Origin of the sequence: Roseobacter insulae, from assembly GCF_019375555.1 — a bacterium.
GTDB lineage: Bacteria > Pseudomonadota > Alphaproteobacteria > Rhodobacterales > Rhodobacteraceae > Roseobacter > Roseobacter insulae.
Map to the genome: position 1 here is coordinate 717,940 of NZ_JAHXDN010000001.1, position 25,440 is coordinate 743,379.

Here is a 25,440-nt window from a genome sequence, read left to right on the forward strand (position 1 = left end):
TCAGTGGGTGTCGTATTCGACGACGATTTTATCACTCAGCGGATAGCACTGACAGGTCAGCACAAGGCCTTGCTCGACCTCGTAGTCTTCCAGGGCATGATTGCTGAGCATTTCGTATTCGCCCTCCAGCACCCGAGCCTTGCAGGTCGAACACACGCCTGCCTTGCAGGCAAAGGGTGCGTCCAGGGCGTTGTCGAGCGCGGCCTCCAATATGGATTGATCCTTGGGCATGGTGAACGTGCGGGTGACACCTTCGACGGTGACCTGCGCCTCGGTGCCCGCTTGATCCGCAGCGCGCGCCGCAAGTGCCTGTTTGGCCAGGCGGCCCTGCTGGCTTTCGGTAAAGAGCTCGAACTTGATCTGATCAGGCTCTAATCCGTGTGTCTTGAGACTATCCGCGATGGCCAGCATCATGGGTTCGGGTCCGCAGATGAACGCTGTAGTGACCGACGTCACATCGATCCAGTGTTTGAACAGGTTCTCGCACTTTTCCTGATCCACACGGCCCGTGAACAACTCCATATCCTGTCCCGATTCCAGAACGTGAATGATGGTCAATCGCCCCATGTAGCGGTTTTTCAGATCTTCAAGCTCTTCGCGAAACATGATCGTGTTAACCGCACGGTTGGCATAAACCAGCGTGAAGGTGGCGCGCGGTTCTCGCGCCAGCACGGTTTTCAGGATCGACAGCACCGGGGTGATACCCGACCCACCGGCAAAGCCGAGGTAGGATTTCGCCTGGTCAGGCTCTAACTCGGTGAAAAACGTGCCCGATGGCGGCATTGCCTGCAGGGTATCGCCGACTTTGAGATTTGTATTGGCAAAGGTCGAAAAGGCGCCGCCGTCCACGCGTTTGATGCCCACCCGCAACACGCCGTCGTCAAGACCCGCGCAGATCGAATAGTTGCGCCGCAGTTCCGTCCCGTCGAAGTCGCGCTTGAAGGTCAGGTACTGCCCTTGCTTGAAATCGAAGATTTCCGGGTTTTCGGGTTTCAGCGTGAGCACCACAGCATCACGAATGGTGTGGTGAATATCGGTCACGGTAAGGGGGTGAAACTGGGCCATATCTCTCAGATGCACTTGAAGTAATCGAAGGGTTCCAGGCATTCCTGACAGCGCCATTGCGCCTTGCAGGGGGTCGAGCCGAACTGGCTGATCCGCTCCACCCGGTCGGACTTGCAAAGCGGGCAGTGACTTGGTCCGCCCGCCGGTTGCGGCGGCGCTATGCCATATTCTTCAAGCCGCTTTCTGCCACGTTCGGTCAGCCAGTCGGTTGTCCAGGCCGGAGACAGTTGTGTCTTAAGGGCGATCTTTTCAACGCCGTGGCTCCGGAGTGCGGTCTCGATATCAAGGTTGATGATCCGTGTTGCAGGACAACCCGAATAGGTCGGGGTCACCGTCACCTCGAGCGTATCGTCTCGCCACTGAACATCACGGATGATCCCAAGGTCGATCAGGCTGATGACCGGGATCTCAGGATCCGGTACGGCGTCCAGCCATTGCCAGATCGTTTTTTCATCGGGTTTGTCGGTTACCATGTTGCGTCCGGATAGGCGCGTTGCAGCCACTGCATCTGCGCCAGGATGTGTCCAAGGTGTTCTGAGTGGCGTTGGCCGGATTTACCGCCCTTATGGGCAAATGTGCCGTCAGGTCGGGTGAGCGTTGCCTTGGCGAGGACCTCGTCCAGCAAGCTGTCAAATGCCGCGCGGAGGGATGTCGGATCAGGGGCAATCCCCTCGGATATCATCGCCTCATCGACGGCATCCTTGAAAAACATCTCGCCGATGTAGGGATAGAGCCTGTCAAGGGCGCTTTGCATCCTTTTGTGGCTTTCTTCGGTTCCGTCGCCAAGGCCGATCACCGTATCTGTTGTGCGTTCAAGGTGGTAGGTGACTTCCTTGAGTGATTTTTCGGCAATCGCGGCCACCTGCGTGTGGCTGCTGCCTGTCAAGGCGGTCAGATAGCCCCTGTGCCAGGCGTCAAACAGGAACTGCCGCATGATCGTCTGGCCAAAATCGCCATTGGGCTGTTCGACCAGCAGCACGTTATGAAAATCCCAGACATCGCGGCGAAAGGCGAGCGCATCGGCGTCACGGCCCTTGCCCTCGACCTCGCCCGCGAGGTTCAGCCAGAGCGTTGTCTGGCCGATCAGGTCAAGCGCGGTATTGGCCAGCGCGATGTCTTCTTCGAGCACCGGGGCCACGCCGCACCATTCCGACACGCGATGGCCCAGCACCAGCGTGTTGTCGCCCATCCGGCACAGAAATTCGAAAAGCGGATCGCTCACATTGCACCTACTTCGTCAGGGATGTCGAAGAACGTCGGGTGGCGGTAAACCTTGTCATTCGATGGCTCGTACAGCGGGCCTTTCTCTTCCGGCGATGACGCGGCGATGGCGCTGGCTTCGACCACCCAGATGCTGAGACCTTCGTTGCGGCGGGTATAGACGTCGCGTGCATTCTTGATGGCGCTTTCGGCATCGGCGGCATGCAGCGACCCCACGTGCCGGTGGCTGAGGCCATGCTGCCCGCGGATAAAGACCTCCCATAGGGGCCATTCGGTAGCGCGGGGTTTGCCATGGGGGGCTGCCTCGGTGGCATCGTAGGATCCGGATTCGGGGCTGCTCATATCAATTACTCCGCTGCCATTTTGCGTGCGCGTTTCTTTTCCGCGTGCGCCAGAAGCCCCTCGCGCACCCAACGGCCCTCGTCCCACGCCATGTTACGGGCTTCCATCCGATCGGTCGAACAGGGGCCGTTACCTTGCAGAACGTCAAAGAACTCATCCCAGTCGGGTTCCGAGAAGTCGTAATGCCCCCGCGTCTCGTTCCATTTCAGGTGCTCATCGGGGACAGTCAGGCCAAGGTATTCCGCCTGCGGCACGGTCTGGTCCACGAACTTCTGACGCAGTTCGTCATTGGTGTTCATCTTGATCTTCCATGCCATGGATTGTGCAGAATGCACCGATTCTGCATCAGATGGGCCGAACATCATCAGCGACGGATACCAGAAGCGGTTGAGCGCATCCTGCGCCATCCTGCGTTGCGCTTCCGTGCCATTCACCATCTTCATCATGATGTCGAAGCCCTGACGCTGGTGAAAGGATTCCTCTTTGCAGATGCGTACCATGGCGCGGGCATAGGGCCCGTAAGAGGTGCGCTGCAGCGGCACCTGGTTCATGATCGCGGCCCCATCGACGAGCCAGCCTACAGCGCCCATATCGGCCCATGTGAGGGTCGGATAGTTGAAGATGGAGGAGTATTTCATTCTGCCTGTCAGCAGGTCGCGGGTCAGCTGATCCCGGCTGACCCCCAGCGTTTCCGCGGCACAGTACAGATAAAGGCCATGCCCGGCCTCATCCTGCACCTTGGCAAGCAGGATCGCCTTCCGCTCCAGCGTGGGCGCGCGGGTGATCCAGTTGCCTTCGGGCAATTGGCCGACGATCTCGGAATGGGCGTGCTGGCCAATCTGGCGGATCAGCGTCTTGCGGTAACCTTCGGGCATCCAGTCCTTGGGTTCGATCTTGCCGCCGGCGTTGATGCGCTCCTGAAAGGCGCGCTCCTCGGGGTCCATCTCGTCAAGAGACTTCACGCCCTTGCCGGTGGATTTGATCATCTGTGCATACATCGTTCAGATCCTTTCGAGAATGAGGGCAACGCCCTGACCAACGCCGACACACATCGTGCAAAGCGCAAAGCGACCGCCCGTGCGCTTGAGCTGGTAGGCGGCTGTCATCACCAGCCGCGCCCCGGACATGCCCAGGGGGTGGCCAATTGCGATGGCGCCGCCGTTGGCATTCACATGCGGCGCGTCATCCGGGACACCAAGCGCGCGCAGTGTTGCCAGCCCCTGTGAGGAGAAGGCTTCATTCAATTCTATCACATCCATCTGATCAATGCTCAGGCCCGCGCGAGCCAGCACTTTTTCACACGCCGGGATCGGGCCAATGCCCATTACCCGCGGGGCGACGCCCGCCGCCGACATCGCAACAATACGTGCCATCGGGGTCAGGCCATTATCCCTGGTCGCTTGTTCGGAGGCGATCAGCAAGGCTGCGGCGCCATCATTCACGCCGGAGGCGTTGCCTGCTGTAACCGTGCAGTCCGGACCGTTGATCCCACGCAGTTTGCCGAGCTTTTCAGCGGATGTATCGGGGCGGGGGTGTTCATCGCGGTCAACGACAACCGGATCACCCTTGCGCTGTGGCACAAGCACGGGGCTGATTTCTTCTGCAAAAACACCGGCTGCGTCGGCGGCGGCCCAGCGGGCCTGGCTGCGCGCGGCAAAAGCATCCTGGTCGGCGCGGCTCACCTGATGATCTTCGGCTACGTTATCCGCCGTTTGAGGCATGGAATCGATGCCGTGGTCAGCTTTCATCTTCGGGTTCACGAAGCGCCAGCCGATGGTCGTGTCATAGACCTGATTGGCGCGTGAAAAAGCGGTTTCGGCCTTGGGCATGACAAAGGGCGCGCGGCTCATGCTTTCCACACCGCCAGCGATGGCAAGGTCCATATCGCCTGCACGAATGGCGCGTGCAGCAGACCCGACCGCATCCATGCCAGATGCGCAAAGCCGGTTGATCGTGGCCCCCGGCACCTCGACGGGCAGACCGGCGAGAAGTGCCGCCATGCGCGCCACATTGCGATTATCTTCGCCGGCCTGATTTGCGCAGCCATAGATCACATCATCGACCCGTGACCAGTCGACCGACGGGTTGCGCGCGATCAGTGCAGCGATTGGTGCCGCCGCAAGATCGTCCGCGCGCACGGGGGACAGGCTACCGCCATAGCGCCCGATCGGTGTGCGTTGCGCGTCACAGATAAATGCCTGCATAAAGCCCTCCAGGTTCGGGAGAGCTTATGGCACGCAGGGATTCGTTTCAATCATAATGTTACGATTTATGCTGATTGAGTGATAATTCGTAACACTTTGAGTGACGGATCAGATCTGGTCCTGTGCGCTTTCAAACAGCGCGCGCAACGTGCTGCCCCCAAGTTCTTGCATCAGATCGCCGTGGCCACTGGACTTGACCATCAGATGCGCTTCCTTCGGCACGGGTTTTGCCGGGTTTGCCGTTTGTACGGCCTCCTTGATATCTTCGACCGATCTTTGCACGGTGCGGCAAATGCCACACAGACGTGTGACACGCCCGGCACTATCGTCACTGAACAGGCCCTGATCGCGTGCCGCTTCGAACATGGACACGAGATTCTGCAGTTGCATGTCAGCGAGAGAGGAAAAGAACCGGATGTTGTCGAAGGTGATCTGGTTACCATCGGCGTAACGGTCGCTGGTGACCTGAAAGGCGGTCCCGATGATCCGGTCCCCGCCGGATTTCAGCGGCACATGCTGGATAGAGGTATCCCAATGCTGAATACCCTGCGGCATGGTCAGTGTCTCGAAGTACCGGATGTCACTGTGCAGGTCGGCGCATTGACTATACTTGCCATTGACGTTCAGCGCCTCAGGCTCCGGCAGAATGTCGCGAATACTGACATCGCGCAGGCTGGTTGACAGAAGTCCCGTTGCCGTCGCATGGGCTTCGTTGGTGCAGACTATCTTGAAAAAATCTTCTCCGTTCGAGCGTTCCGCCGCGAACATCGGTACCGAAAAGTGGTCTAAAAGGGCCGCAAGCTGGTCTGCGGATTGGGTCTCAAACATCTGGCCTCACTATGATTCAAAGCCAAAAAATGCCTGAAGTATCTTGCCAATATGTTTCGAGGAAAAAGCTGATTTTAGAAGTATTCTCGCAATTTGGCGCGCGCGGAGGTTCATGCGGGCTCTGCGATGTGCCGAATGTGCAGTCTTTTCAGAATGATGCCCGCTGAACACTTGATCCAGCGGGCCGTATTTGCCCGGATGTAAACAGTGTGTTGACGCGAATGCAGCAACACCAAGTGGTTTACTCAGGCAATTTGACCCATGCGGCGTTGCGCGACGAGGATCGGACACAGGCATCCACGAACTGCATTCCGCGCAACCCGTCATGAATAGTCGGGTAGGTCACGTCGGATGCGGGTTTTTGGCCCGTGCGATGAGCGGTGATGGCTTCTGCCGCTTCGCTGTAAATATTCGCGAAGCCTTCCAGATACCCCTCAGGGTGTCCGGGGGGCACCCGGCTCATCCGCGCGGCGGCATGCCCGGCACCAGCCCCGTTGCGGGTGATCAGCCGTTTCGGTTCTCCGAAGGGTGCGTGCCAGAGATGATTGGGGTTTTCCTGCGCCCACTCAAGACCGCCGTTTTCGCCATAGACCCTGATCCGCAAGGCATTCTCGTTGCCCGGGGCCACCTGGCTGGACCATAACATCCCCCGCGCGCCACCTTTGAAGCGCAACATGACATGCGCATTGTCATCAAGCTGCCGCCCCGACACGAAGGCCTGCAAATCCGCCGCGAGACTTTCGACTGTCAGCCCGGTCACAAAGCATGCGAGGTTGTGGGCATGCGTGCCGATATCGCCGGTCGACCCGCCCGCGCCGGAGCGTTCGGGGTCGGTACGCCACGCGGCCTGTTTGAAGTCCTCGTGTTTGGTCAGCCAGTCCTGCGGGTATTCGACCTGAACCACACGGATGGTGCCCAGTTCCCCGTTTGCCACCATCTCACGCGCCTGCCGGACCATCGGATAGCCGGTGTAGTTATGGGTCAGAATGAACAGCGCCTCTGAATCTTCGGCCGCTTTGAACATCTTCCGCGCGTCCGACATCGTCGAGGTGAGCGGCTTGTCGCAAATGACGTGGATGCCGCGCCTCAGGAACTCGCGCGCCGCGGCATAGTGCACGTGGTTGGGGGTCACGATGGCGACGGCCTCGATCCCGTTTTTGAGCCGCGCCTCGCGGATCGCCATCTGTTTGAAATCATCGTACGTACGGTCTTCGGGCAGGCCCAGTGCTGCGCCTGACGCGCGTGCCTTTTCAGGTGTGGATGACAGCGCACCGGCGACCAGCTCATAGCGATCATCCAGCCGTGCCGCGATGCGGTGCACCGCCCCGATAAAGGCGTCGTTCCCGCCGCCGACCATACCCAAGCGAATGCGATTGCTCATCGGTTAAATCCCCAGCATTTTGCGATTTGCAGCGTCATCCGTGCCGCTGTCGGCAAAATCATCGAACGCACGTTCGGTGACTCGGATGATGTGATCTTTGACAAATTCCGCCCCTTCGCGGGCACCATCTTCGGGGTGCTTGAGACAGCACTCCCACTCCACAACGGCCCAGCCGTCGAAATCGTTGGCCGCCATTTTGGAAAAGATCGCGGCGAAATCGACCTGCCCGTCACCGAGCGACCGGAACCGTCCGGCCCGATCCACCCAGGATTGGTAGCCGCCATAGACACCTTGACGACCGGTTGGATTGAACTCCGCATCCTTGACGTGGAACATCTTGATGCGGTCCTTGTAAATATCGATGTGGTCGAGGTAATCGAGACACTGCAAGACGAAGTGCGACGGATCATAAAGCATGTTGCAGCGCGCATGATTGTCGACGCGCTCCAGGAACATCTCGAAGGTCACACCATCGTGCAGGTCCTCGCCCGGGTGGATTTCGTAGCAGATGTTCACACCCTTCTCTTCAGCGTGATCAAGGATCGGACGCCAGCGTTTGGCCAGTTCGTCGAAAGCCGCCTCCACCAGCCCGGCAGGACGTTGCGGCCAGGGATACATGTAGGGCCATGCCAGCGCGCCGGAAAAGGATACATGGTCCGCGATGCCCATGTTGGCAGAGGCACTGATGGCTTTCATCACCTGGTCGACGGCCCATTCCTGACGGGCTTTTGGATTGCCGTGAACCGACGGATCGGCGAACCCGTCAAAGCCCGCGTCATAGGCGGGATGAACCGCAACCAACTGTCCCTGCAAATGGGTCGACAGTTCCGTGACCTCGACACCGTTGGCCGCTGCCTGCCCCTTGAATGCGTCACAATAGTCTTTCGAGCCGGCGGCCTTTTCCAGATCGAACAACCTGCCGTCCCAGCTTGGCACCTGAACCCCCTTGTACCCACAATCGGCCGCCCATCGGGTGATTGCGTCCCACGAGTTAAACGGCGCTTCATCGCCCGCAAATTGCGCCAGAAACAGCGCTGGTCCCTTAATGGTTTTCATCCTGATCTCCCTGTTGGTCGCCGGTTTCAGGCGGCAGATTTTCCTTGAGATAGACGTCGATCCTGATCCGCTCCTGAGCTAGGTTGATCGGAACGTTGTCGTTGTTGGCGCGCATGATCCGGACAGCGCTGCGCACCAGATGGCCGGAATCCTGGCTGATCACCGCATCGAACAACCCCTCCGACAATGCCCTGCGCGACAGCGGCGTCAACTCATGCGCGATGATCACGGGCGGCGGGTGTTTGACATGCCGTGCCAGATATCGAACCAGCCCGGCGTTGCCGGCGGCAGAGGAATAAATCCCGATGACGTTTCGGGCACCGGCGAAGGCCTGCGGCAACAGCTTTTCGATCAAGTCCGGGTCATCGCGACCTTCAAGCGACGCCTTGACATCCAGATTGGGAAAGTCGCGCGCGATCACTTCGTCAAATCCCAGGCGACGCTCCAGATGATCGCGGGCCAGCATCGAGCCGGTCAGGACCAGTATCTCTCCCGACACTGGGCCGAGGAACCGCCCCATCAGCTGTGCGGCTGTCCGGCCCGCCGCGACGTTGTCGATGCCCACATAGGTGTTTCGTTCCGAGCTTGGAATGTCTGAAACAAGGGAAACCACCGACACGCCATGCCGCCTGAGCTTGGAAATACTGTCGCGCACCGACGGGGTTTCAGGGCCGAAAATCGCAACGCCGTCAACGGTTTCGGGGTCAAGCGAATTGATCGCCTCGGCCAGTGCCATGGGGTCAAAAGCCGGCACCCGCATGTGTGAAATCTGGGTGCGCTCCCGCTTCAGCCCGTGCGACAGATCACCGATCTGCTGTTGCAGCAGGTCGACGAATTCATTGTTCGTGGCAGGCAGTATGAACAGGAACCGGTAAATCCGCCCGCGGGCAAGATTGGCCGCCGCGGTGTCGCGCACATATCCCAGATGTGCGATCGCCCGGTTGACCTTTTCCACCGTCACCTTGCGTACGCCGGGGCGTTCGTTCAACACGCGGTCCACGGTCGCGAGACTGACCTGCGCAACACGCGCAATGTCGTTCACGGTGGGGTTCAATGGGGTGTCGCGGCTGACCTTCATTGTGTCCTTCAGTTAGTTTGCAACGCCGATACGAGCCCTTCAAAGAGCCGCGCCACGGCCTCTGCGCCGGGGTCATTGTGACCAATCAGGTTTTCTTCGGGAACGTAGGAGGCGCGGCCCGCCTTTGCCCGGCCCATGGAGGCCGTGCCATCTGCGCCCGTGCGTGCGGCCGCCGCGGCCGCATCCATGCCCTGCGGCAAGGCTTCCAGCGCGGGCTGCAATGCATCGATCATCGTGCGATCACCCAGTTTCGCCCCGCCCACCTGGCTGATCCGGTGCAATCCGGTCAACAGGGCATCGGCGGTTGGCTTGCCGTTGGCGCAGGCATCCCCGGTGGCCCCGAAAAAGATCGCCAGAATGACCCCGGAAGACCCGCCCATCGTCTGGCTCAACTCGTTGCCCACGGCCCGAAAGAGCTGCGTGAGATCGGCAAGTGGCATGCGGTCCATTGATCCCTTCAGCGCCCGCGCCGCGGTGGAGAGGGTACTGCCGGTGTCGCCATCACCCGATTTCGCATCCAGGGCGTTCAGGTCAGCCTCCGCCGCGATCAGCAGATCGCAACAGGTCTCGATAACGCGTCTGGTCCTCACGTTTTCCGAGGGGATGGGCTGGATCGGGCTGAGGCCATCGGGCAGCGGTTTGACCACAACCTCTTCGAGTGGCACCAACGCCGGCCAGTCGGCCAATGGAATGTCACGGCTCAGCGCGTCCCCGTTGCCGCTGGTCAGCGGCAGAACCGATACAGAAAACCCATGCATGTCCAGCGACGTCATCATCGGCGCCGGGCCAATCACGGCTGTGATCCCCTTTGATTTGCCGGACGTCACAAGCGTATGCGCCAGCACGGACATTTCCAGCGGGGTGGTTCCGCCAAGATTGTTCAGCAACGCCACGTGGGTTTTGCCCGTCATATGCGGCAGCAGCTTGTCCAGAACCATATCCATCGCCGCGGCGGCATTGCTGAAATCGACCTGTTCCACACCGGCCTCGCCGTGGATGCCAAGACCGAGTTCCGCCATGCCTTTCGCAATACGGTCCTCCTTGACGGAGCCGGGCACCGTGCAGGTATCGAGCGACATGCCGATGGAGGCCGTGTCAGAGACGACCTGCGTCGCGACATCTGTTACGGTTTCGAGGTCGGCGCCGTCTTCGGCAAGGGCACCGGCGATCTTGTGCACGAACAAGGTACCGGACACCCCGCGTGCCTGCGGCAGGTCGGGCAGGGCGATATCGTCATCGACCACGACCATCGAAACCTTCAGGCCATAAGCGCGGGCCCGTTCCGCCGCCAGGCCGAAGTTCAGCCGGTCGCCGGTGTAGTTCTTGACGATCAGCAAACAGCCCGCCTCCCCGGTGACCGCGAGGATCCCGGCCAGCACCGCATCCACGGAAGGAGAGGCAAAGACTTCACCGCAAACGGCGGCGGTCAGCATGCCTTCGCCCACAAACCCCGCGTGCGCGGGCTCGTGGCCCGACCCGCCGCCGGAGATCAGCGCCACCTTGGATTTGTCCCAGTCGCTGCGGCAGACAACCTTGATGTGAGGGTAACCGTCGAGCCGGTAGAGGGCACCGCCCGACGTTGCGAGCAGCCCGTCGATCGCATCGGTAACAAGCGAGTCCTTGCTGTTGATGAATTGCGCCATGTCTCTCCCCTTCTTCAGTATATTCTGTTGCCGGTCGCGTCGAAGCACAGCGGGTCACGCGGGGCGATCTTGATTTCGGCCCCTGCTTCGTAGTCCGCATGCGGGTCTGCCAGCGTCGTGATATCGTGTCCGTCCAGCCGCAGATGCAATCGCGTGTGATCGCCAAGATGTTCAACCCGGCCCACCTGTGCGGCGCGCCCTTCACCCTGCGCCACGTGCTCGGGCCGCAGCCCGATCTGGTGAGCGCCCTTGGGTGCCGCGCCAAAGAGATCGCCGGGCAGGATATTGATCCGGGGCTGGCCCAGCCGCGAGGCGACATAGACGGAATTGGGATTCTCGTAGATGTCGCGTGGCGTGCCGAATTGCACCAGACGGCCCTCGTCAAGCACGCCCACGTGGGTGGCCATGGTCATCGCCTCGATCTGGTCATGGGTCACATAAAGGATGGTTGCCCCGAGGTTGGCCTGAATGCGCTTGAGTTCGATCCGCAGATCGGTGCGCAGCTTGGCGTCGAGCGAACTGAGCGGTTCGTCCATCAGGTAGACCTGCGGCTCGCGCACCAGCGCGCGGCCAATCGACACCCGCTGCATCTCTCCGCCCGACAGCGCCGTCGCCTTGTTGTCGAGCTTGTGGGTGATCTGCAGAACCGATGCCACTTCCTCCACCTTGCGGATGATTTCCTCCTCGGGCGTGTTGAGGATCGGAGATTTCAGCGGAAAGGCAAGGTTTTCGCGGACGCTGAGATGCGGGTAGAGCGAATACTGCTGGAAGACCATTGCCACGTCGCGTTGCGCGGGGGTTTCGTCATTGACCCTGCGGCCGCCGATGAACACCTCCCCCTGATCGAGTTTTTCCAGACCGGAAATCAGGCGCAGGGTCGTTGTCTTTCCGGCACCTGTGGGGCCGAGCAAGACCACGAAGGCGCCATCCGGGATGATCATGTCGATATCGGCCACGCCGACGGTGTCGCCGAAGGATTTGGAGACGCCTTTCAGGACAACTTCAGCCATGGGAAAGCACCTCCCTGTTCAGGTCCGACCGCAAGGCGCGACCGGAGTTTTCGTTGAAAAGAGTGATCGTGTCGGGCTTGAACCCGAGGCCGATCTTCTCGCCCACGGTGGCGACCTGCCCCGCGGGGACACGGGCCTTCAGATCGCCGTTCGGCGTGTCGAGCGTGATGATCTGCGTGGTGCCGAGATATTCGGTGGCGAGCACCTCGCCGCGGTAGTCGCCGGCATCGCTGAGGGTCACATGTTCGGGCCGGACGCCAAAGACCAGCTTGCCTGCTGTGCCCTCCAACTGGCGCGGAACCTGCATGGATTGGCCATTCATTTCAACCGCTTGTGCCCCTTCCGCCACGGAGCCGTCAAAGCGCAGAAAGTTCATCGAGGGAGAGCCGATGAAATCGGCCACGAACATGGTCGCGGGCTTGTCGTAGATCTCCTGCGGGGTGCCGAACTGCTCGACCACCGCGTTGTTCATCACCACGATCTTGTCGCCCATCTGCATGGCTTCGAGCTGGTCGTGGGTGACGTACACCGTGGTGGCACCCATCCGGTCGTGTAGCGCGCGCAGTTCTTCAGACATATGTTCGCGGAACTCCGCATCGAGCGCGCCCAGCGGTTCATCCATCATGAAGGCCTTGGGGTCGCGCACGATGGCACGGCCGAGGGCCACGCGCTGACGGTCGCCGCCCGACAGACCTCCCACAGGTTTGTTGAGGATCTTTTCGATGCCCAGAATGCCCGCGACCTCCTCGACCTTGGCCTTGACCGCAGCGCGAGGCATGCCCTGGCTTACCAGCGGGTAGCTCAGATTTTTGCGCACGTTCATATGCGGATAGAGCGCGAACATCTGGAAGACGAAGGCGATGTCGCGCTGTGACGGGGGGCGCTGGCTGATCTCTTCTCCGTCAAGGTAGATTTCCCCGGATGTCGGCAATTCCAGCCCGGCAATCATCCGCAGCGTGGTGGTCTTGCCGCAGCCCGACGGGCCCAGCAGCATGAAGAATTCGCCATCCTCGATGGTGAAGGAGCTTTCCTTCACGGCGGTGAAATTGCCGAATTCCTTGCGGACGTTCTTGATGATGATCTGGGCCAACGGGTTACTCCGGGAAGTGGCTGACGATGATGAACATCACCGTGCCGACAAGGGTGATGATGAAGGAATAGGTGAAGCCCCACATCACGAAGGGTTGCATCAGCATGAAGACCCCGAGGGCGATCAGGATGGTGGCCACGATCTCCCAGGGGCCGCGGCGCAGGCGCAGGAGGCCGGAGAGGAAATTGCTCATGAGTGATCCTCCGCAGGGGGGTGTGATGCCTGTGCACAGACTGTGCACCGGACGTGCACCGCATTGGCATATTTATCAAAATCGCATTGAGGTCTCATTTTCGCACCGCTCCGAAGGTGATGCCGCGCAGCAGGTGTTTGCGCAGGGCGACGGTGAAGATCATCACCGGCAGCAGGAAGATCGTGGCGCCTGCCGCCACGGCGGGCCAGTCGAGGCCGCCGACACCGATGATCGTGGGGATGAAGGGCGGGGCGGTCTGCGCCGTGCCGGAGGTCAGCAGCACCGCGAAGGCGTATTCGTTCCACGCGAAGATCAGGCAGAAAATTGCGGTGGAGGCGATGCCGGTGGCGGCCTGCGGCAGCACCACCTTGTAGAAGGCCTGAAAGCGGGTGTAGCCATCGATGAGGGCGGCTTCTTCATATTCGCGCGGGATCTCGTCGATGAAGCCTTTCAGCAGCCAGACCGCCAGCGAGATATTGACCGCCGTGTAGAGCAGGATCATGCCGAGGTGCGTGTCGCTGAGGCCGAGCTGCCGGTACATCAGGAAGATCGGGATCGCGACGGCAATGGGCGGCATCATGCGCGTGCTGAGGATGAAGAAGAGCAGGTCGTCTGCCAGCGGGATCTTGAACCGGCTGAAGGCATAGGCGGCGAGGGTTCCCAGCACGATGCTGAGGAAGGTCGAGCCGAAGCCGATGATCACGGAATTGAGGAAGCGTTCGCCGAATTTCGACGGACCGGCGATGACCATGTCGCGTTCGCGCACGATCTCTTCGTACCATGTGTCGGGCGGGGGCAGGGCATCAAGCGCCTCCTGGCCCACGCGGGTGCGGGTGGTGAAGAGGTTCACGTAGCCTTCCATGGAGGGCTCGAAAAACACCTTGGGCGGGTAGGAGATGCTGTCGGGCGGGGTCTTGAAGCCGGTCAGCATGATCCAGGCCAGCGGCACCATTGTGATCAGTGCGTAGAGGATGACCAATGTGCCGGCAAACCATTTGCTGCGCGGGCTGGGTTCGGTGACGGAGAAGCTGCTCATGATCTGGCCTTTCGGTTGAAAGCCGAGGGGCGGAGGGGGCTGCCTGCCCCCCGGCTTGCGCCGTCCCCCGGGGATATTTCCGAACCAGAGAGGCGGGGGCGGGTTGGTGCGGGAGCGGTCATCGTTCCTTCACCTTGTTCAGGGCTTTGACGTAGATGCTCGCCAGACCGAAGACCGTGACGAAAAGGATAATGGCGTAGGCCGAGGCGTAGCCGGTGCGCCATTTCTCGAAGGCCTCGCGTTTGAGGTTGATCGAGGTGAGTTCGGTGGTGGACCCCGGCCCGCCCCCGGTAAGCTGCACCACGAGGTCGAACATCTTGAAATTCTCGATACCGCGGAAGAGCACCGCGAGCATCAGGAAGGGCAGCACCATGGGAATGGTGATGGTGAAGAACTGGCGCAGCTTGGAGGCGCGGTCGATCTCTGCCGCCTCGTAGATGTAATCGGGGATGCTGCGCAGCCCGGCGAGGCAGATCAGCATCACGAAGGGTGTCCACATCCAGGTGTCGACGATCACGATCGACCAGGGGGCGAGGTCCACGGACCCCAGCATTTCGAAGCTGGAGGGGTCCTTGCCGGTGAAGAAGGCGACGATGTAGTTGAAGAGCCCGATCTGCGGCTGGTAGAGGAATTTCCAGAAATTGCCGACAACGGCGGGTGACAGCATCATCGGCAGTACGATGATCGTGGTCCAGAGATCGTTGCCCTTGAATTTCTTGTTGATCAGATAGGCCAGTGTGAAGCCGATGAGCACCTGGAAGAAGATGGTCCAGAAAAGGAAATGCGCGGTTGCCTGCATGTTCAGCCAGATATCGCTGTCGTTCAGGATGCGTTCGTAGTTCCGAAAACCGACGTTCTTAATCTCGCGCCCGGCGCGGTTGGCCTTGTAGTCGGTGAAGCTGAGCCGGACCGTCCAGATCAGCGGAAAGATGTTGATCGCGAGCAGCAGGAAGATCGTGGGGCCGACGAAGATCCAGGCGATGGCGCGGTCACTGAGCCCTTTTATCCTGCGGGCGACGCTGGGTGGCGTCGCGCTTGCGGCTCGGGTCATCGGTGTCTCTGACATGGTGTCGGTCCGGGAATTTTGGGTGTAAGGGGGGCGCGTTCCAAACAGCTGTTCGGAACGGCCCTTGGGCGCAAAGGCCCCGGCATGACGCCGGGATCTTCGGTGTCAGAGCTTGCCTTCGTCCTCGAAGACTTCGGTCCAGTCCTCGATCAGCTTATCAAGGGCTTCCTGTGCGGTGCCCTGATCTGCCACGATGTAGTCGTGCATGCGTTTCTGCATCGCGATCAGCAGTTCCGCGTAGGCAGGTTCCTGCCAGAAGTCCTGCACCGCGCCCATGGCCTCGAGGAAGTCACCCGCAAAGGGCGCCGAGTCCGGGAAGTCGGGGCTTTCCAGCACTGCCTTATGCGCGGAGTATCCTCCCAGATCCCACCATTTCTGCTGAACCGCCGGGTCGGCGAACCACTTGATGTATTCAAGAGCGGCCTCCTGCTTGTCGGAATAGGCGACAACCGAGATGCCCTGGCCGCCAAGCGTGGAGCCTTCCTGATTTTGCGGCGGGTTCACGAAGAAGTCGATCTTCTCGCCGCCGGTATCGGGGTCCGCGTAGAGGCCGGGGAAGAAGGCAAACCAGTTCATCGCCATGGCCACCTGACCGGATTTGAACGCGTCCAGCGATTCACCCATGTAGGAGTTGGTGTAGCCGGGCGGTGTCGCTGTTTCGTAGAATTCTTTATAGAATTCAAGGGCCTCAACCGCTTCTGGTGAGTTTACCGCGCCTTCCATATCGTAGGAACCGGGGGTGTTTTCATATTTGAAACCCCAAGGGTAAAGCGCGCCGGTCACGCCCATGGTGATGCCTTCCGAGCCCCGCTCGGTAAAGATCGCAGCGCCATAGACGGTCTGGCCGTCAATCTCGCGGCCCTGGAAGAACTGCGCGATTTCCAGCAGTTCCTTTTGTGACTTCGGCTCGCCCAGCTCACGCCCCGTGGCCTCCTTGAAGGCGGCACGAATGTCGTCCCGCGCGAACCAGTCCTTGCGGTAGAACCAGCCGTTGGCATCGCCCATCGCAGGCAGCGCGTAGTAGTTCGGCGTACCCTTGGGCCAGGTGGAATAGGCGTAGACGGTCGCTTCGGCGAAATCGTCCATCGAAATGCCCTCGGCATCGAAGAAATCGTTCAGCTTGACATAATGGCCGTTTTCGGCGCCACCGCCGATCCACTGGCTGTCGCCGATCAGCAGGTCGCAAAGCTTGCCGCCCGAGTTCAGCTCGTTGAGCATGCGGTCGGCGAAATTGGGCCATGGAATGAATTCGAAGCTCATGTTGTGGCCGGACTGGGCCTCGAATTCCTTGCTGAGTTCGACCAGAGCATTCGCCGGGTCCCATGCGGCCCAGCACAGTGTCAGGTCATCGGCTTGCGCGGCTCCGCCCAAACCCGCGACGGCGAGGCTCAATGCGCTGACCGTTGTCAGTTTCGAATGTTTCATGTGGTTCCTCCCTAGGTGTCGTTTCCGACCGGTCCATGCCGATTCGGTTTTCAGACACTCGAAGGCTAAATGAGGGACGTACCTCATGTCGATTGATTTTTGAGGGACGTACCTCTTTTATTGGCGCAAGTAAATGATAAGAAATGAAAAGTATTTTTCCGGGGTGGCGAAATCCACATGGTGAAGAGCGCGGTGACCCGGCCGGATCAGACGCTGCGCTGCCGCAATTGCCGCTCGCGCCAGACAATCATCAACCCGCCGAAGGCGATCAGAAGCGCGCCGGGAAAGAGTTCCGACCAGGGGGCTTCGTCGAAGAAGATCCACCCCAGAACGAAGGCCATCGGGATGCCGAAGTAGCTGAACGGCGCGAGGTTGCTTTGCTCGGTCATGCGGTAGGAGACCACCAGGAACAGGACGGCGGTGCCGCCAAATCCGCCCATCGCCAGAATCCAGGCGATATCGGTTGTATGAGCGATGGGGCTGAAGCCCCCGGTCGCCAGCGCGAGGATCAGCGCCCCGATCGCGGCCACGGCCGTCGAATAAAGATTGATCAGCGCCGATGGCACATCGGCGTCAACCATGCGCGCAGTGATACCGGCCAGGGCATAGAGAACCGCGGAAATCAGGGGCAGAAGGGCCGCGGGCGCAAAGGTATCGCTGCCCGGCTTTACGATCAGCATAACGCCGGCGAAACCGACCAGCACGGCGCTCCAGCGCAGGTATCCGACTTTCTCGCCCAGCAGGGGCACGGCCAGCGCGGTCATGAAAAGCGCGTTGGCGTAGGTAATCGAGCTGGCGGTTGCAAAGCTGAGTATGCCCAGGGACAGGTAAAAGGCGAATTGCGCGAAGGTCAGGATCACCCCCCGCATCATCGCCAGCGGCCATTGCCGGATGTGCAGGCGCCGTCCGGCTGCACGCCACGCGGAGGAGGAGTACAGTGCCAGAACAGACGGGATCAGCCCGCATAAATTGCGATAGGCGGAGAGTTCGGCCGCGGAATAATCGGGTGACAGGTGCTTGATCACAAGGCCCATCAGATCGAAAAGCAGGAGCGCTATCAGGGAATATGCTATTGCCAGGGTGGTGCGGTTGGGGTGCATGCGGCCTCGGAGGTGTTGCGCGGCACCCTAGCCCAAACCCGAAAAGCCGCCAGTCTAATTCGTGCGCGGCAGCGTTTTCGTGATCGGGGTTGACCACACCCTAGCCGTCGGGATCAACACGCCCACGCATGGCTTTGACCTCGCCGCGCACTTTCTTGTCTTTCAGGCGGCGTTTCTTCGACCCCAGGGTGGGCCGTGTCGCGATGCGCCTTTTCGGGGCGACAAGGGCCTTGCGGATCATATCGGCCAGTCGTTTGCGGACGATTTCCCGGTTGCGCGCCTGACTGCGGGTTTCGTCGCATTGCAGGACAAGCGCCCCATCGACGGTCCAGCGCCGCCCGGCCAGCCGTTTAAGCCGGGTTTTGACCGGCGCGGGCAGGGATGGTGAGCGCTCCGCCTCGAACCGCAGTTCCACGGCGGAGGACACCTTGTTGACGTTCTGCCCCCCGGGACCCGATGCCCGCATGAAGCTTTCGGTCAGTTCCCAATCCTGAATTTCGATGTCCTTGTTGATCTGCAGCATGTGCGGATCCTACCCGTTCGCAAAGCGACCCGACACGCTGACGGAATTGCCAGACGGGTCCTTGGTATTGGCAAAAACATAGCCGTCAGCCTGGTGCAAGGGGCCAAAGGTCAGGCCCCGGGCACTGCGGTCGTCACAAAATGCAGCGACATCGGCAACGGCGAACACCAGCTTGACGGTGGACTGACCCTGTCGCTGACCCTTGGCGGCCTTGTGCAGAAGCAGGGCGGGGCCGGTATCGCCGGGCTGCATCTCGACAATCCTGTCACCCGGAACGTCGTGCCGCACATAGCCGAAATGATCACGGTAAAATGCGGCCATCTCGTCAATCTTCGACGTGTAGAGAATTAAACTGCCGAGCACCGGTGATGTCATGTTTCTCACTCTTCGATCATGAAAAAGGGCCGCACTGTGTTGGTGCGGCCCCATCGAATGGTCTGAGGAGGGGAATCGGTTAGACCGAAATCCACTCTGGTAGTCTGCCCATCAAGGGCTGCCTCAGCAGGCGACCTCCAAAGCTGTTCCGACACCTCGCTCCAATACCTTTCTTGACACTGGATCACCTCCTTTACCTATCTGTTGACGTTGGAAGAATCGTCGCACAGCTTTCGGAAATCACCAAGCGTTTTTTCGTTAATGCGCGGGGCTCAGCCGGGTGGTGATCACGCGGAAGGGGACCAGCGCCAACAATGCGAGGGCCAGTTTCACGGACCAGTCCGCCACGGCCAGCGATACCCAAAGCGGTGCGGCCGGGCCGACACCGAGAACCGGGAGCACGTCGCCCGCCCAGCTGACGTCGTTGCCGGGTTCGATCCAGATCAGGCTGGCGGAGAAGGCGATGGTGAAGAACAGCGCGGTGTCCACCGTGCTGCCGATCAGCGTGGAGGCCAGCGGCGCGCGCCACCAGCGGCCATCGCGCAGGGCGGAAAAGATCGCGACATCCAGCAACTGGGCGGTCAGAAACGCGATGCCGGAGCCGATCGCGATGCGCAGGGTGACCAGCGGGCCGAATTCGCCCATGATCTGCGTGCCGATCAGCGAACAGATCAACCCGACACCAAAGCCGACAAGCACCACGCGCCGCGCGGCGGCGGCGCCATAGACGCGGTTCATCACATCGGTGACCAGAAAGGCGAGAGGGTAGGTGAATGCCCCCCATGTCAGCCATTGGCCAAACAGGAATTGCACAAGAATGTTGGAGGCCACCACGATGGCGGCCATGGCAAGAATGCCGGGAAGGTGAGCGCGTGTCATATGAGTATCCGTTTTGGCAAGGGTGCGGCACTTGGTCTGACAAGGCCAGACGCGCGGTCTTTAGGCAGTAATCACGCCAAGCGCAAGTCAGTCGTTCACGACATATTCGATAATATCGGTGCGCAGGACCGGCAGGAAGTTGTCATCCGAGATCATCGTCAGCCGGGTTCGGCCCGCGGCATCCTCCCAGACCGCGAGTCCCTCCACGTTGCCATGCCGCCGCAGCGGGGTTTCCAGCAGCGTTTCCGATGCGCCGAACCCCCTTGGCGTGAGCGCCATACGGCGGACGCGGCTGCGGAATTTGAGCCGGAAAAAATCCCGCTCCAGCAGGTAGAAAAACCCGTCCGGGCCGATGTCGCCGCCCACTGGTACGAAGTCGCCCTCCAGTTCCAGCGTGAAGGGCTGATCCCATTTCTGTCCCGGTTTGCGGCGGTAAACCAGCGCCTCGGACGCTCCGCGGGACACCCCCTCGGGCACCGCGTAAAGCACCCCATCGGCATCGACGAAGAGCGTTTCCAGCCCGCGGTTCTGATGCAGGGCGCGCCATGACCGGGTGTAGGAAGGCCAGGCGGCAGGGCTTTGCCAGGTGTCGTACCGCAACACCCGGTGCGCATGTTCAAAAGAGACGTTGAGCCGACCCTGCGGGTCCAGCGCGAGACCTTCGGCATCGGTATGGGGGAACTCCCGCACCCGTCCCTTGTCATCGACCAGCGGCCGCGCGGCGGTAACCTCGACCCCCGAGAGCCTGTCGCTTGCGCGGTTGAGTTGTCCGCGCACCAGGTACCCCCGGTCCGTCACGGCGTAAAACCTGTGCCCGTCCGCATCCACTTCGATACCGGAGAAGCCGCCGAACCAGTCTTCGTCATGCTGCCATCGAAAGGTCGACAGATGCTGCGCCGGCTGATCCCCGGCCGCGGTGGCCGGGGGCGGGGGCGGAGGATGCAGCGCGAAGACCGGGGCAACGGCCATCACGCAGATGACGGCTATTGCAAGACTGCGGCGCATTGCGCGGGCAAATCGGCGAGCAGAATTTCGCGTTTTGGTCTGGGTTTGGGCGCGTTGGGGTCCGGCGGCGGCGGGTTGAGGATGTTGTTGACCCAGGCCTGCGCATCGGCGCAGCCATCACCGGCGGGCGGTGGGGCCTGATCCACGCAGCCGCGCGCCCCGGCGGGGCAGGCCAGCCGCACGTGGAAATGATAGTGGTGCCCGTACCAGGGTCTGATTTTGCGCAGCCAGCTGCGATCACCCCTGGCATCCTTGCACATCTGCACCTTCGCCCCGGGAAAGATGAAGATCCGCGCAACGCGGGGGTCGGATGCTGCCGCCTTGAGAAGTTCGTGATGGGCGGGTGTCCAGTTGTCATTCACGAATGCACCCTTGTTGCGGCGCATGGATATGGAAGAGATGCTTTCGCGAGTTGCTGCCGAGAGCGCAAGGTTGTCTGCCCGGCGCAGCCAGATATCCGCATCAAGGCCGATCTGGTGGCTGGCGTGGCCTGACAGCATCGGGCCGCCGCGCGGTTGGCTTAAATCGCCGACATAAAGCCCGTTCCATCCCGGCAGAGCCGCGGCCTTCGCGCTCAGTTTCCTCACGTAATCCACAGTTTCCGGATGCGCCCAGTTGCGATTGCGCGACAGCCGCATCGCCTGCCATGTCGGGCCCGTTTCAGCCAGCCGTTCGGACCCGGCAAGGCATCCTTTTGCATAGCTGCCGTAAGGCGCGGGCGCGCTCGAAGACCCTGCCGATTTCGCCCCGAAGAGCTGCTTTGCAGGTTGGGTGCTCTTGGCGTGTCCGGATGTGCCGATGGTGGGCAGGATCACGGAGGCCTGCGACCGGGATTGCGGCGGTCCGTCCGAACAGGCGGCCAGCCCGAGACCAAATGCTGCGGTGACGGCGAAAAGGCGGAGCTTCATGTGGTAAAATCTCCTTTCGGTTTGACCCATGCTAGCAGGATGAGCCCAAGAATGAACAGCCCGGCGACAGGTGCTATTCCCAGACGCTGACTGCCGCTCAGATCACTGGCGATGGCAATCAGCGCGGGGGCCAGAAACGATGTGGCCTTGCCCGAGAGCGCATATAATCCGAAGGCCTCGGTCATGCGGTCCGGGTTCGCCTGATGGGTCAGCATGTTGCGCGAGGAGGCCTGCAGAACACCGCCCGCCGCCCCGATCATGGCGCCCGCTACGAAGAAGGTGATATCCGGCAGCGCCGAGCCGGCCGGCAGGGCGATGCCCAGAACGGATGTCGGGGTCAGGGAGATGATCAGCCCCGAGGTCAGAACCAGCACCACGCAGCAGGTCACGATGACCGGCATTGGCCCGATGCGCCGGTCGATACGCCCGCCAACCCAGCAGAACACCGCACCGCTGATCGCTGCGACGATGCCGAAAATGCCGATGTCGATGATTGACCAGTTGAGCACGCCCAGCGCATAGATGCCGCCGAAGGTATAAAGGCCGTTCAGGGCGTCGCGGTAAAACATCGACGATCCCAGGTAGGCCAGCAGGGAGGGATGTTGGGGCAGGCCTTTGAGCGTTTGCAGCAGGTCATGCAACCCCGCCCCCAGCCTGTAGGTGCTGGCCTGCGGGCTGGCGGGGTCTTTAACATAGAGGAAAAACGGGATCATGAAGAGCGCGAACCACACCGCCGTCAACGGCCCCACGATACGGGTGTCGGCACCGGTCTCGGGGGTCAGGCCGAACAGCGGTTTCATACCCGCCATGGTGCGCCCGGTCTCGCCCGCCTGAAAGAAGGCGATCATGATGACGAGAGCGACAACGCCGCCGACATAGCCAAAAGCCCAGCCCGAGCCCGAGATCCGGCCCCGCTCGTCCTTGCTGTCCACCAGTTCGGGCAGGAAGGAATTGGTGAAGATCGTTGCAAATTCCATCCCGATCAGGCCGAGGCCAAAAAAGAACAGCGCCCAGAAGATCGAGAACCCTTGCGGGGCGGTCCACCACAGCGCGCCCGCGCCAATTACATAGAGCGCCGAAAAGAACCACACCCAGGGGAGGCGTTTGCCGGAGCTGTCTGCGACCGCGCCCAGGACCGGGGCCAGAAGCGCTATGACGATCCCCGCGGTGGTCAACCCGTAGCCCCAGTAAGCCTGCGCCTGCGCCTTGGCGGCGCCGACATCCATGCCCTCCGCCACCAGAGACGCGGTGGCGGTCTGCGCGAAATAGGGACCAAAGATGAACGTCAGCAACAGGGTGTTATAGGGCTGGCTGGCCCAGTCAAAGAAATACCACCCCCAGATGCGTCGTCGCGGGCTGATCATCGGATTGCCTGTATCACTGCTTTGCCCAAGGTAGATCAGGCCGGGCGGGTTCAGGCAAGTAAAGCTTTGGGCCGGGTCAACCAAGACACCACGGCCGCCCTTGCTTATTGGGATGGCCTTGCTTAACTGAGCAGCGACGCAAAAAGAGGTCTGTCGATGCAATCCCTGTTCCAAATCCTGATGCTGCTGCTCAATGTGCTGTGGTTCTTCATCATCGCGCATGTGATCATGAGCTGGCTGATCAACTTTCAGGTGCTCAATACGCGCCAGCAGCTGGTGGCACAGATCTGGTACGGGCTGAACCGGATACTCGAACCGATCTACGCGCCCGTCCGGCGCATTCTGCCACCGCTGGGCGGGATCGATCTTGCCCCGCTGGCCGTGCTGATCGGCGTTGCGGCGCTGCGGATCATCCTTGTGAACAACTACGCGCTGTTCCTGTAGCCCGATCGGCCCCGCCCCGGTCACTTTCTGACAGAACCGGCACGACGGGCCTTGTTCACGATTCTTTAGTGTGGGAGTCTGCATAAAAAAGAGCAGACAATTTTAAGGTTCCCGCATGTCAGGCGCTGCCACGCTGTTACAGGATGTATTTGGGTTTGACGATTTTCGGCCGGGGCAGGCCGAGATTGTCGCAGCGGTAAGCCGGGGCGAAAACGTCCTTGCGATCATGCCCACGGGTGGCGGTAAATCCCTTTGTTTTCAATTGCCTGCCCTGCTGCGCGATGGTGTGACGGTTGTCATCTCGCCGCTGATCGCCCTGATGCGCGACCAGGTGCGCGCGCTGCAGGAAGCGGGTGTGCAGGCCGGGGCGCTGACCTCCGGCAACACCCCCGAGGAGACCGACGCGGTGTTTGACGCGCTGGAAGCCGGCACCCTGAAGCTTTTGTACATGGCGCCGGAACGTCTGGCCGCCGGGTCCGCCGTGGGTCTGTTGCGCCGCGCGGGGGTGTCGATGATTGCGGTGGACGAGGCGCATTGCGTCAGCCAGTGGGGCCATGACTTCCGGCCCGACTACCTGCGCATCGGGGCGCTGCGGCGGGATCTGGATGTGCCGCTGGCGGCTTTCACGGCCACGGCAGACACCGAGACGCAGGCGGAGATCGTCCAGAAGCTTTTTGACGGGGAGGCCCCGCGCAGCTTTCTGCAGGGGTTTGACCGCCCGAACATCCATTTGACCTTTGCCGCCAAGGACGGGCCGCGCCAGCAGATTCTGGCTTTTGCCGCCGCCCGCAAGGGGCAATCCGGGATCGTCTATTGCGGAACCCGCGCCAAGACGGAGGCGCTGGCCACCGCGCTGCGCGACGCGGGACATGCGGCGTTGCATTATCACGGCGGCATGGAGGCCGAAGACCGCCGCATCGCCGAGACCCGGTTCCAGCGTGAAGATGGTCTGATTGTCGTGGCCACGGTGGCTTTTGGCATGGGTATCGACAAGCCGGACATCCGCTGGGTGGCGCATGCCGATCTGCCGAAATCCATCGAGGCCTATTACCAGGAGATCGGCCGCGCCGGGCGCGATGGCGCGCCTGCGGAAACGCTGACGCTCTTTGGCCCCGAAGACATCCGGCTGCGCCGGTCACAGATTGACGAGGGGCTGGCCCCGCCCGAGCGTCGGGTGACCGATCATGGGCGGCTGAACGCGCTGCTGGGTCTGGCGGAGGCGCTGACATGCCGCCGGAAAACGCTGCTGGGCTATTTCGGCGAGACCGACGTCACCTGTGGCCACTGTGATCTGTGTGACCGGCCCGCGGATGTTTTCGACGGCACGACCGTTGTTCGCAAGGCGCTGTCGGCGATCCTGCGGACCGAGGAATGGTTTGGCGCCGGGCATCTGATCGACATCCTGATCGGCAATGAAACCGACAAGATCCGGCAGCGCGGGCACCAGTCGCTGCCAACCTATGGCGTGGGGAAGGAGTATGATCGCCGCCAGTGGCAGGCGATTTTTCGGCAGATGATGGGGCATGACCTCGTGCGTCCCGATCCGGACCGACATGGGGCGTTGCGGATGACGGATGCAGCGCTGCCGATCCTACGGGGGGAGGCGACGATTGCCCTGCGCCGGGACAGTATCCGTGCGGCTGCCGCGACACGGCGTCCGGCGGTCAAGGCGATGGTGTCGGACGAAGACGCCCCGCTGCTGTCGGCGTTGAAGGCCAAACGGCGGTCCTTTGCAGAGGCCTCCAAGGTGCCGGCTTACGTCATCTTCACGGACCGCACCCTGATCGAAATGGCGGAAACCCGCCCGCAAACGCTGGATTCGATGGCGCATGTCTCGGGTGTGGGCGCCAAGAAACTGGAGCGCTATGGCGCCGCCTTCCTCGAAGTGATCGTTGGCGAAGTTGAGCAGATGCACCCGACGCGGCGCAAGCTGGCCGGTCGCGAGGCGGGGTCGGTCTATGACCGGCTGCTGGCTGTTCAGGCCGATCTGGCGCGGGGCGAAGGCGGCGTTGAAAAACCGCTGAGCTGTTCGGCCTCGCTGCTCGCCAAGGTGGCGCAGCTGCGGAATGCGGATGCCTCGGCCCTGTTGCGGGTTCTGGGGGACAGGCGCGCGGAACGATTTGGCCCCGCGTTTCTGGACGTGCTGCGGGAGGCGGGCTAAGTCCCGTGACAAGCAAGGCGTTGAGCCTGAATGAAAGAGAGTG

The 25,440-nt window shown here is 61.3% G+C and carries 26 protein-coding genes; 2 read left to right on the forward strand and 24 right to left on the reverse strand.

What is annotated here, in order from left to right; genetic code table 11:
* From KX928_RS03505 to KX928_RS03620, 24 genes are all read right to left on the reverse strand, one after another.
* Complete coding sequence (locus KX928_RS03505; protein WP_219498982.1) at nt 1-1,065, reverse strand: ferredoxin--NADP reductase; 1,065 nt, start codon at nt 1,063-1,065, stop codon at nt 1-3.
* 5 nt (nt 1,066-1,070) lie between these two features.
* The gene (gene paaD / locus KX928_RS03510) at nt 1,071-1,538 is read right to left on the reverse strand and encodes a 1,2-phenylacetyl-CoA epoxidase subunit PaaD (protein WP_219498984.1); all 468 of its coding nucleotides are present in this window, start codon (nt 1,536-1,538) and stop codon (nt 1,071-1,073) included.
* The gene (paaC, locus tag KX928_RS03515) at nt 1,532-2,254 is read right to left on the reverse strand and encodes a 1,2-phenylacetyl-CoA epoxidase subunit PaaC (RefSeq protein ID WP_219500080.1); all 723 of its coding nucleotides are present in this window, start codon (nt 2,252-2,254) and stop codon (nt 1,532-1,534) included. Before paaC ends, paaD begins: the two co-directional genes overlap by 7 nt.
* A gap of 29 nt (nt 2,255-2,283) precedes the next feature.
* Nucleotides 2,284-2,628 carry a 1,2-phenylacetyl-CoA epoxidase subunit PaaB gene (gene paaB / locus KX928_RS03520; protein WP_219498986.1) on the reverse strand — a complete coding sequence of 115 codons (345 nt, stop codon included), beginning with the start codon at nt 2,626-2,628 and terminating at the stop codon, nt 2,284-2,286.
* 5 nt (nt 2,629-2,633) lie between these two features.
* Nucleotides 2,634-3,626, reverse strand: a complete 993-nt coding sequence (gene paaA, locus KX928_RS03525) for a 1,2-phenylacetyl-CoA epoxidase subunit PaaA (RefSeq protein ID WP_219498987.1) — start codon at nt 3,624-3,626, stop codon at nt 2,634-2,636.
* A 3-nt stretch (nt 3,627-3,629) separates the two neighbouring features.
* Nucleotides 3,630-4,832: a 3-oxoadipyl-CoA thiolase gene (pcaF, locus tag KX928_RS03530; protein ID WP_219498990.1), complete on the reverse strand. Its 1,203-nt coding sequence runs from the start codon at nt 4,830-4,832 to the stop codon at nt 3,630-3,632.
* A 108-nt stretch (nt 4,833-4,940) separates the two neighbouring features.
* The gene (locus KX928_RS03535; protein WP_219498992.1) at nt 4,941-5,660 is read right to left on the reverse strand and encodes a hypothetical protein; all 720 of its coding nucleotides are present in this window, start codon (nt 5,658-5,660) and stop codon (nt 4,941-4,943) included.
* Nucleotides 5,661-5,901: 241 nt separating this feature from the next.
* On the reverse strand, nt 5,902-7,041 hold the full coding sequence (locus KX928_RS03540; RefSeq protein ID WP_257883501.1) for a Gfo/Idh/MocA family protein: 1,140 nt from the start codon (nt 7,039-7,041) through the stop codon (nt 5,902-5,904).
* A gap of 3 nt (nt 7,042-7,044) precedes the next feature.
* Nucleotides 7,045-8,097 (reverse strand): sugar phosphate isomerase/epimerase family protein, encoded by a 1,053-nt coding sequence (locus KX928_RS03545; RefSeq protein WP_219498994.1) that lies wholly within the window; start codon nt 8,095-8,097, stop codon nt 7,045-7,047.
* Complete coding sequence (locus KX928_RS03550; protein WP_219498996.1) at nt 8,084-9,175, reverse strand: LacI family DNA-binding transcriptional regulator; 1,092 nt, start codon at nt 9,173-9,175, stop codon at nt 8,084-8,086. Before KX928_RS03550 ends, KX928_RS03545 begins: the two co-directional genes overlap by 14 nt.
* A gap of 8 nt (nt 9,176-9,183) precedes the next feature.
* Nucleotides 9,184-10,818, reverse strand: coding sequence for a dihydroxyacetone kinase subunit DhaK (locus KX928_RS03555; protein WP_219498997.1), 1,635 nt, complete (start codon nt 10,816-10,818; stop codon nt 9,184-9,186).
* A gap of 14 nt (nt 10,819-10,832) precedes the next feature.
* Nucleotides 10,833-11,828, reverse strand: a complete 996-nt coding sequence (locus KX928_RS03560) for an ABC transporter ATP-binding protein (RefSeq protein WP_219498999.1) — start codon at nt 11,826-11,828, stop codon at nt 10,833-10,835.
* The gene (locus tag KX928_RS03565; RefSeq protein WP_219499001.1) at nt 11,821-12,918 is read right to left on the reverse strand and encodes an ABC transporter ATP-binding protein; all 1,098 of its coding nucleotides are present in this window, start codon (nt 12,916-12,918) and stop codon (nt 11,821-11,823) included. Before KX928_RS03565 ends, KX928_RS03560 begins: the two co-directional genes overlap by 8 nt.
* 4 nt (nt 12,919-12,922) lie before the next feature.
* Complete coding sequence (locus KX928_RS03570) at nt 12,923-13,111, reverse strand: hypothetical protein (RefSeq protein ID WP_219499002.1); 189 nt, start codon at nt 13,109-13,111, stop codon at nt 12,923-12,925.
* 94 nt (nt 13,112-13,205) lie between these two features.
* Complete coding sequence (locus KX928_RS03575; protein WP_219499008.1) at nt 13,206-14,147, reverse strand: carbohydrate ABC transporter permease; 942 nt, start codon at nt 14,145-14,147, stop codon at nt 13,206-13,208.
* Nucleotides 14,148-14,265: 118 nt separating this feature from the next.
* Nucleotides 14,266-15,213, reverse strand: coding sequence for a carbohydrate ABC transporter permease (locus KX928_RS03580; protein WP_219499013.1), 948 nt, complete (start codon nt 15,211-15,213; stop codon nt 14,266-14,268).
* A gap of 105 nt (nt 15,214-15,318) precedes the next feature.
* Nucleotides 15,319-16,638: an ABC transporter substrate-binding protein gene (locus tag KX928_RS03585; protein ID WP_219499015.1), complete on the reverse strand. Its 1,320-nt coding sequence runs from the start codon at nt 16,636-16,638 to the stop codon at nt 15,319-15,321.
* Nucleotides 16,639-16,844: 206 nt separating this feature from the next.
* Nucleotides 16,845-17,738, reverse strand: a complete 894-nt coding sequence (locus tag KX928_RS03590) for a DMT family transporter (protein ID WP_219499018.1) — start codon at nt 17,736-17,738, stop codon at nt 16,845-16,847.
* Nucleotides 17,739-17,838: 100 nt separating this feature from the next.
* Nucleotides 17,839-18,261, reverse strand: a complete 423-nt coding sequence (arfB, locus tag KX928_RS03595) for an alternative ribosome rescue aminoacyl-tRNA hydrolase ArfB (RefSeq protein ID WP_219499021.1) — start codon at nt 18,259-18,261, stop codon at nt 17,839-17,841.
* A 9-nt stretch (nt 18,262-18,270) separates the two neighbouring features.
* Nucleotides 18,271-18,636 carry a VOC family protein gene (locus KX928_RS03600; RefSeq protein ID WP_219499024.1) on the reverse strand — a complete coding sequence of 122 codons (366 nt, stop codon included), beginning with the start codon at nt 18,634-18,636 and terminating at the stop codon, nt 18,271-18,273.
* 258 nt (nt 18,637-18,894) lie between these two features.
* The gene (locus tag KX928_RS03605) at nt 18,895-19,515 is read right to left on the reverse strand and encodes a queuosine precursor transporter (protein ID WP_219499027.1); all 621 of its coding nucleotides are present in this window, start codon (nt 19,513-19,515) and stop codon (nt 18,895-18,897) included.
* 87 nt (nt 19,516-19,602) lie between these two features.
* Nucleotides 19,603-20,520, reverse strand: coding sequence for an esterase-like activity of phytase family protein (locus KX928_RS03610; RefSeq protein WP_219499030.1), 918 nt, complete (start codon nt 20,518-20,520; stop codon nt 19,603-19,605).
* Nucleotides 20,499-21,428, reverse strand: a complete 930-nt coding sequence (mepA, locus tag KX928_RS03615) for a penicillin-insensitive murein endopeptidase (protein WP_219499033.1) — start codon at nt 21,426-21,428, stop codon at nt 20,499-20,501. Before mepA ends, KX928_RS03610 begins: the two co-directional genes overlap by 22 nt.
* Complete coding sequence (locus KX928_RS03620) at nt 21,425-22,792, reverse strand: MFS transporter (RefSeq protein ID WP_219500083.1); 1,368 nt, start codon at nt 22,790-22,792, stop codon at nt 21,425-21,427. The genes mepA and KX928_RS03620 overlap by 4 nt, the downstream gene beginning before the upstream one ends.
* A 156-nt stretch (nt 22,793-22,948) precedes the next feature.
* On the opposite strand from KX928_RS03620, the gene KX928_RS03625 reads away from it, so the two are divergent.
* Together KX928_RS03625 and recQ are read left to right on the forward strand one after the other, a co-directional pair.
* Nucleotides 22,949-23,236: a YggT family protein gene (locus KX928_RS03625; RefSeq protein ID WP_219499036.1), complete on the forward strand. Its 288-nt coding sequence runs from the start codon at nt 22,949-22,951 to the stop codon at nt 23,234-23,236.
* Nucleotides 23,237-23,351: 115 nt separating this feature from the next.
* The gene (recQ, locus tag KX928_RS03630) at nt 23,352-25,397 is read left to right on the forward strand and encodes a DNA helicase RecQ (RefSeq protein WP_219499039.1); all 2,046 of its coding nucleotides are present in this window, start codon (nt 23,352-23,354) and stop codon (nt 25,395-25,397) included.
* Nucleotides 25,398-25,440: the final 43 nt, after the last annotated feature.